Genomic DNA, 7,436 nt, shown 5'->3' with positions numbered 1-7,436 from the left:
CGACCTCGCCGCCCGCCACGGCGCCCGCTTCGTGCTCGAGGACCCGCCCCGCTCCGGGCCGCTGGCCGCCCTCGCCCGCGGCGTCGCCGAGATCTCCGAGGCGACCGACGAGGCGACCGTGCTGGTCCTCGGCGGGGACATGCCGCTGCTGCGCCCCGAGACCCTCCGCGCCCTCGCCGCCCGCAGCGCCGAGACCGGCCGCATCGTCGCCCTCGAGTCGAAGGACGGGCACGTCCAGTTCCTCGGCGCCGCCTGGCCGCTCGGCCGGCTCCGCGCCGCGCTCGCCCAGATCGAGCACACCGGCGGCGGCTGGGCGGACCTCAGCCTGCGCCGCCTCTACGGCACGCTCGCCGACGACGAGCTCGTGAGCCTGCCCGTCACCGGCTCCGAGGCCGCCGACATCGACACCCCCGACGCCCTGGACCAGGTGCGCCGCGCCGCCGGCCCCCGCATCGCGCTCGCCCAGATCGAGGTGCCCACCGATCATGAGTCGATGGTCGCCGTGGTCCGCGGCGCCGTCGCCGAGGCCGCCGAGGAGGGCGCCCACCTCGTGCTCCTGCCCGAGGCGACCCTCACCCCCTTCGGCACCGACCTGCGCGCCGCCGCCGAGACCCACCACGAGGACTTCGCCCGCCTGCTCCAGGAGCTCGCCGACGAGCACTCCCTCGTCGTGGTCGCCGGCTCCTTCAGCCCCGCCGACGACGGCCGCGTCCACAACACCGTCCTCGTGCGCGGCCCCGGCGGAACCCCCTCGCTCGAGTACCGCAAGATCCACCTCTTCGACGCCTTCGACGCCGACGAGTCCGCCACCGTCGCCCCCGGGCAGGAGCTGGTCACCTTCGACCTCGCCGGCACCCGCTTCGGCCTTGCGACCTGCTACGACATGCGCTTCCCGGAGCAGTTCACGGCGCTCGCCCGCCGCGGCGCGCACGCGATCCTGCTGCCGACGGCCTGGGCCGAGGGTCCCGGCAAGCGCGAGCAGCTTCAGCTGCTGCTGCGCGCTCGTGCGCTGGACTCCACCACGGTGATCCTCGCCGCCGACCAGTCCCCGCCCGCCGGCTACGCGGGCAGGCCCCCGCGCGGCGTCGGCCGCTCCGCCGCCGTCGGCCCGCTGGGCCGGATCCGCCAGGAGCTCGGGCTCGAGCCCGGACTGCTGATGGTCGACCTGGACCTCGCCGAGGTCGAGACGGCGCGCGCGGCCCTGCCCGTGCTGCGCCACGCGGTGCCGCTGCCCGAGCGCTGAGCCCGCGGCGAGGACGACCGGGGCGCGGGACCGCCGGGCGTCCGGTGGGGCGGGCCCGCCTGTCGGCGTGACCTGGGGAACAGACCCGCCCCGACAGCCTCGCGTACCCTGCCGGGGTGAACACCCTGCTCAGCCGCCGTGCCTCCGTTCGCCCCGCCGCCCTCGCAGCGCTCTTCGCCGCCCTGCTCGCCGCGCTCCTCGCGCTCGGCGCGCCCGCGCAGGCCCACGACACGCTGCTCGAGTCGGATCCGGCCGACGGCGCGACGCTGGAGACCTCGCCCGAGGCGATCACCCTCACCTTCTCCGCCGACATCCTCGAGGTGAGCCCGCTGGTGCGGATCACCGACGAGAACGGCGAGCAGCTGGCCGAGATCGCCCCGAGCGTCGACGGACCCGTCGCCACCGCGACCCTCGAGGAGCCGCTGCCCGCCGGGACCAGCACCGTCCAGTGGCGCGTCGTCTCCAGCGACGGCCACCCCATCGAGGGCACCTTCGAGGTGACCGTCGAGCAGGACACCGCCGCGGAGGAGACCGCCGAGGCGCCCGCCGAGGAGAGCAGCCCCGCCGAGGAGAGCGCCCCCGCCGAGACCACCGCCCCCGCCGAGGAGGGCGAGCAGGCCACGTCCGAGGCCGCCGAGGAGGAGAGCGGCTCCTCCATGACCCCGCTGCTCATCGTGCTCGGCGTCGTCGTGGTCGGCGTGGTCGGCGCGGTGCTGCTGATCATGCGCCGCCGCGACTGACGACCAGCCCGTCGGCCGCTGGACCCCGCGTCGCCGGTCCACCGGCCTCGTGCCGCCCGTGGATCGGCTGCGCGCGCCGGCCCGTGGCCGTTGATCGAGTCCGGACACGGAGGAACCCCCGAGGCATGCCTCGGGGGTTCCTCGTTGCTCAGGCGGAGCGGGGACTCACTTGTCCTTGTTGTCGTCCCCGCCGAGTCCGAGTCGGTCGCGGGCGGCGTCCGCGCCCTTGTCGACGTGGCCGTCGACGTTGTCCGGAGTGCGATCCTTGACCTGGTCGGTCGCACCGTCGAGGCCCTGCTCGACCTTGTCCGGGTTGTCGTCGGCGAAGTCCTTGGCCTTGTTCAGCGCGTCATCGAAGACCATGATCATGTCCTTTCGTTCGCGGAACCACCCCGTGACCGGGGCGACATCGCCAACGTACGACGCCCCGCCGCCGTGACTCAAACGTGACCCGACGATCCGACCGGATCTGGTCGAATCTGCGCGCGACAGGCGTGATCGGTCGTAAAGCGCGGAATACTGTCTGCGTGAGCATGCGCGAAGCCGGGCCCCGCCCCTCCCTGTCGACCCCCTCGAGCCCGTCCCAGGCGCCGCGCCGCGCAGCGAGGGGACGCAGCGCCCGCTGGGACCACGTGCTCTCGCTGCTAACCACCACCAAGCGCCTCAGCGTCGCCGAGGTCGCCGCTGACCTCGAGGTCAGCGAGTCCACGGTGCGACGGGACTTCATGGAGATGGAGCGGGCCCAGCTCGCGCGCCGCACCCACGGCGGGATCGTCGCGGTCGACGTCGCCTACTCCCTCGCCAGCGTCCCCCGTGCGGCCGACGAGGGCTCCGCCCAGCGCGAACGGGTCGCGGACCGCGCCGCCTCGCTCGTCGAGCCCGGGCAGATCATCGGCTTCAACGGCGGGCGCACCACCACCTCCGCCGCCCGCCGGGCCGTCTCCCGCTCCGACCTCGACTCCCGCGACGGGACGCCGGGGCTGACCGTGGTCTGCGCGGCGCTGAACATCGCGACCGAGGCCGTGCTGCGCCCCTCCGTGCGCACCGTCGTGCTCGGCGGCGTCGCCGAGCCCTACTCCTTCGAGCTCACCGGCCCCCTCGCCACCGCCACCATGCGCGACCTGTGGCTGGACACGATGTTCGTCGGCACCGTCGGGCTCGACCTCGGTGCGGGTCTGACCTGCAACTCCGACGCCGAGGCGGGAGTCACCCGGATCATGATCGGCCATTCCCGCCGCGTCGTCGGCCTCGCCACCGCCGACAAGATCGGCCACCGCGCGCTCGCCGGGATCTGCCCCGTCTCCGTGCTCACCGACCTGATCATCGCCGGCCCCGTCCCCGAGGATCTCCGCGCTCATCTGCAGGAGAGCTCGGTGCGCCTGCACGAGGTGTGAGCAGGTCGGGCGTCCCACGGCGGCACGCCTGCGCTGACGCCCGCCGCGCTCCCGGTAGCGTGGGCTCCCATGTGGAGTTTCCTGCGCGGGAAGAAGCGACCGGAGAGCACGGGCCAGGAGGCGCCGTCGCGCGACGACGCCCTGTCGGCCCTCGCCCGGGAGCGTCGCGGCGAGCGGTCCGGGGACCAGCAGGAGGCCCCCGCGAGCCCCGATCCGGCACCCGCCGCCCCGCAGCGCGAGGAGCCCCCGGCAGAGCCTGCGTGGACCGGCGGCTACGAGGTCGTGCTCGACCACCGCTTCGACGAGGTCGGAGCCGGGATCGCGCCCGAGCAGGACGAGGACGGCGTGCCCGTGGTCCGCCGCGAGCACCGACCGCTCAGCCGCGAGGACCGCGTCGCCGACGCCCTGGACCGCTGGGCCCAGCAGATCACCGGCGGCGTCACCGCCCCCTCCTTCCTCACCCAGATCCGTGCCGGCGGCACGGTCCTGGACCTCACCCACTCCCATCCCTCCGGTCTCGCGCAGCTCCTCGCCGGCCGCGGCCCCACGCGCCTGTCCTCCCTGGTCCGCGAGGTCGGAGCGCTCGCCGACGCCCGGGCCCACGCCCGCACCATCCGCGAGGTCGCCGAGCGGCACGCGGAGGAGGTGGGCCTGACCACCTGCCACCTCGGGATCGGGGAGGCGATCTGGTACCCCGAGGACGGCTCCGAGCCGATCCACGCCCCCGTGCTCGTGCGCCCCGTGACCCTGCGTCTGCGCGGCAACGCCCGCGAGGACGTCGACCTCGAGGTCGACGCGACCGCGGACCTCAACCCCGTCCTGCTGCGCGCCCTGCGCGAGGCCGGCGTCGCCGTCGACGCCCGCGCGCTGCTGGCCACGACCGACGGCGCCCACGGGTTCGACCCCAACCCCGTCCTGGACGCCTTCCGCTCCCTCGGCCAGCCGCTGACCGGCTTCCGCGTCCTGCACGCCCTCGTCGTCGGGAACATGATGGACGCCGCCGGCTCCGTCGCCGAGGACCTCGCCGAGGCGCGCGAGGACTGGGCCGCCTCGCCGCTGGTGGCCGCGCTCGCCGGCGACGAGACCGCCCGCACCGAGGTGCAGGAGGCGGCGGGGACCGAGCTCCCCTCGGTGCCCGAGGACGAGCTGGTCGCCGCCGTCGACCCCGGCCACCGCGCCGTGCTCGAACGGGTCCTGGCCGGCGGGGACCTCGCCGTGCCCACCCCGCCCGGCACCACCAGCCTCGACCTCGTCGTCGACCTCGCCGAGGAGCTCAACGCCCGCGGCAAGAGCGTCCTGATCGTCTCCCAGCGACGCCGCAACCTCTCCCAGCTCGTCGAGATCGCCCGCCGCCGCGGCCTCGACGAGCTCGTCTTCGACCTCTCCCCGGACCCGTCCCTGCAGCGCAACGCCTCCGCCTCGCTGCTGCGCAGCCTGCGCCGCGCCGGCTCCCACGGACTCGGTCCGGACGACGCCGCCCCCGAGGAGCTCGGCGCCAGCCGCGACATCCTCGTCGGCCACGTCGAGGCGATGCACCGGATCCAGGAGCCGTGGGACGCCTCCGCCCACGACGCGATCTCCGCGCTCGCCGCGCTGACCCGCCTCCACCCCGCCCCCCGCACCTCCGTGCGCCTGCCCGGCTCCGTGGCCGCGCAGATGGTGGGGGAGGACCGCGAGCGCTACGCCGAGGCGCTGCGCGAGGCGGCCGAGGTGGGCGTTCTCTCCACCGGTCCCGAGCAGACCGCCTGGTACGGCGCGCCGATCAGTTCCGACACCCAGGCATCGCGGGCCGAGGAGCTCGTGGACCAGCTGCGCGACGAGATCCTGCCGCAGCTGCGCCGCGCCGGCGCCCGCGCCGGCGGAGAGCTGGGACTGCGCGAGCCCGCGACCCTCGTCCAGCTCGGCGAGCGCCTCGCCCTGCTGGACCGGGTGCAGGCGCTGCTGGGCACCTTCCAGTCCGCCGTGTTCGCCGCCCCGCTGCCCGACCTCGTCGCCGCCACTGCCGACAAGCGCTGGCGCGAGGAGCGCGGCGTGGAGATGGGCTTCGGCGCCCGTCGGCGGCTGAAGAAGGAGGCCGCCGCGCTGCAGCGCCCCGCCTCCCTGTCCCCGGACCTGCACCGCGACCTCGGCGAGGCCCGTGATGTCCTCGAGGAGTGGCGCCGCCACGCCGCCGAGACGGAGGGGAGCCCTTCGCGGCCGTCCCTGCCCGAGGACCTCGAGCAGATCCACCGCATCGCCGCCCGCTCCCAGAAGGTGCTCGACGAGCTGGCCGTGCTCCTGGACGGCACCGGAGCCGGCGCCGACCTCGCCCGCACCGGCCTCGACGAGCTCGAGCGCCGCGTCGAGGCCCTCGCCGCGGACAGCGCCGACCTCGAGACCCTCCCGCGTCGCACCGAGCTGCTGCGCCGACTCGGCTTCGACGGCCTCGGCGAACTCGTCGAGGACCTCCGTGCCCGCCGCGTACCGATCGACCAGGTCGGCGCCGAGCTGGAGCTGGCCTGGTGGCGCAGCGTCCTCGAGCTGATCGCCGGCGCCGAGCCGACCATCTCCCAGTACGACGGCACCTCCCTCTCCCAGGTCGCCGAGCGGTTCCGTCGACTGGACGCCGCCTATCTCGCCGGCGCCTCCGCGCGCGTGCACGCCGCGGCCGACGAGACGAGGGTGGCGACGATGAAGCTCTACCCGGACACCTCCCGCGCCGCGATCGCCGAGCTCGCCCGCTCCTCGACCGTGTCCATCCGCGACCTCGCCGCGAAGTACGAGGACATCCTCTTCGCGGCCCGCCCCGCCTGGCTCGCCTCCCCGTACCTGGTCCCGCAGGTCATCCCGCGGGGACGCCACTTCGACGTGCTGATCGTCGCCGACGGCGGGCGCCTGCCCACCGCCGCGGCGCTGCCCTCGATCGTCCGGGCGTCGCAGACCGTCGTCGTCGGCGATGTGCTCGAGTACGGCGGGGACTCGGTCCCGAGCCTCCTCGACGACATGCTGCGCATCGCCCCGCACCAGGAGATCCTGCGCGATCCCCATCCCGCGACCGAGGGGCTGCGCGGCTTCGCCCAGCGCCGCGCCCTGGTCGGCGAGGTCGTGGCTGTGCCGAGCCCCGTCGCCCCCGAGCAGGACCGCCTGGTCACCGTCGAGAACGGCCGCGGCCCCGTCACCGAGGGGACGGAGTACGTCGAGTCCACCGAGGCGGAGCTGCGCCGTGTCACCGACCTCGTGATCGAGCACGCCCGCACCCGCCCCGAGCGGTCCCTGGCCGTGCTCACCTTCACCGAGGAGCACGCCCGGCGCCTGATGGAGCGGATCATGAACACCGTCTCCGTCATCCCGGCGCTGCGCGACTACTTCGACCCCGGCGCCCGCGAGGTGTTCACCGTGCTGCCCGCCGCGCAGGCCACCTCCGTGCTGCGCGACGACATCATCGTCTCGATCGGCTTCGGGAAGACCCCGCACGGCCGGCTGCTGCACCGCTTCGGACCGCTGTCCGAGGAGAGCGGCCGCAAGGCCCTCGCCACCGTCATCACCCGCGCCCGCGGCCGCACCACCGTGGTCTCCTCCCTCGCGGTGCAGGACCTCGATCACGCCCGGCTGCGCTCCGACGGCGCCCGGGACCTGCGCGCCCTGCTCTGGGTGCTGCAGGGCGGGCACGACGTCCCCGTCGTCCCCCATGTCGCCGCGCTCACGGGCAGCGACGAGGAGATCGCTCCGCCCGACCCCGAAGCGCTGCGCGCCGCACCCGCCGCCCCCGCCCCGGACGGGAGCGAGGGCGCCGTGCAGGACGGCCGCGGCGGCGCCGCGGCGGAGCCGGCAGCTCCCACGGAGTCGGCGCACGCGCAGGAGCTCTCCGACGAGGACCTCGACGCCGCGATCGAGGCGGCGCTGGCCCGCAAGTCCGCCGCCTCCCTGCAGAGCGCGGACCCCGAGACCGACGGCGCCGGGACCGGACAGGAGGCGGAGCAGCCGGCAGCGGAGTCCGACGACGACGCCCGGGCCGCGGACGATGGCGCCGCCGGTTCCGACGCGCCCGCGGGCGCCGAGGCGCCGTCCGACACCGACGAG

Annotated in this window: 5 protein-coding genes; 4 read left to right on the top strand and 1 reads right to left on the bottom strand. The window is 75.4% G+C overall.

Features of this window, described 5'->3' with window-relative positions:
• Both HMPREF3159_RS16520 and HMPREF3159_RS18105 read left to right on the top strand, forming a co-directional pair.
• Positions 1 to 1,243 (top strand): nitrilase-related carbon-nitrogen hydrolase (locus HMPREF3159_RS16520; protein ID WP_083305717.1); only part of this gene is annotated, 1,243 nt, incomplete at its 5' end.
• Between the two features lie 116 nt (positions 1,244 to 1,359).
• Positions 1,360 to 1,983, top strand: a complete 624-nt coding sequence (locus tag HMPREF3159_RS18105; RefSeq protein WP_083305716.1) for a copper resistance CopC family protein — start codon at positions 1,360 to 1,362, stop codon at positions 1,981 to 1,983.
• Between the two features lie 165 nt (positions 1,984 to 2,148).
• On the opposite strand, the gene HMPREF3159_RS00255 is transcribed toward HMPREF3159_RS18105, so the two are convergent.
• Positions 2,149 to 2,346 (bottom strand): antitoxin, encoded by a 198-nt coding sequence (locus HMPREF3159_RS00255; RefSeq protein ID WP_070499024.1) that lies wholly within the window; start codon positions 2,344 to 2,346, stop codon positions 2,149 to 2,151.
• A 170-nt stretch (positions 2,347 to 2,516) separates the two neighbouring features.
• Between HMPREF3159_RS00255 and HMPREF3159_RS00250 the strand changes: the two genes are divergently transcribed.
• Together HMPREF3159_RS00250 and HMPREF3159_RS00245 are read left to right on the top strand one after the other, a co-directional pair.
• Positions 2,517 to 3,377: a DeoR/GlpR family DNA-binding transcription regulator gene (locus tag HMPREF3159_RS00250; protein WP_083305715.1), complete on the top strand. Its 861-nt coding sequence runs from the start codon at positions 2,517 to 2,519 to the stop codon at positions 3,375 to 3,377.
• Positions 3,378 to 3,446: 69 nt separating this feature from the next.
• Positions 3,447 to 7,436: DUF4011 domain-containing protein (locus tag HMPREF3159_RS00245; protein ID WP_070499023.1), on the top strand; the 3,990-nt coding region annotated here is incomplete at its 3' end.

This window comes from Brachybacterium sp. HMSC06H03, assembly GCF_001807385.1.
In the GTDB taxonomy this organism is placed as follows: domain Bacteria; phylum Actinomycetota; class Actinomycetes; order Actinomycetales; family Dermabacteraceae; genus Brachybacterium; species Brachybacterium conglomeratum.
The sequence above is the reverse complement of the archived record's forward strand: the minus strand, read 5'-3'. Positions and strand labels throughout refer to the sequence as shown.

What these genes read in the sequence shown, in the direction of transcription:
- HMPREF3159_RS00255 (WP_070499024.1), bottom strand. Translation starts at nt 2,346, where the DNA reads ATGGTCTTCGATGACGCGCTGAACAAGGCCAAGGACTTCGCCGACGAC.
- HMPREF3159_RS00250 (WP_083305715.1), top strand. Translation starts at nt 2,517, where the DNA reads ATGCGCGAAGCCGGGCCCCGCCCCTCCCTGTCGACCCCCTCGAGCCCG.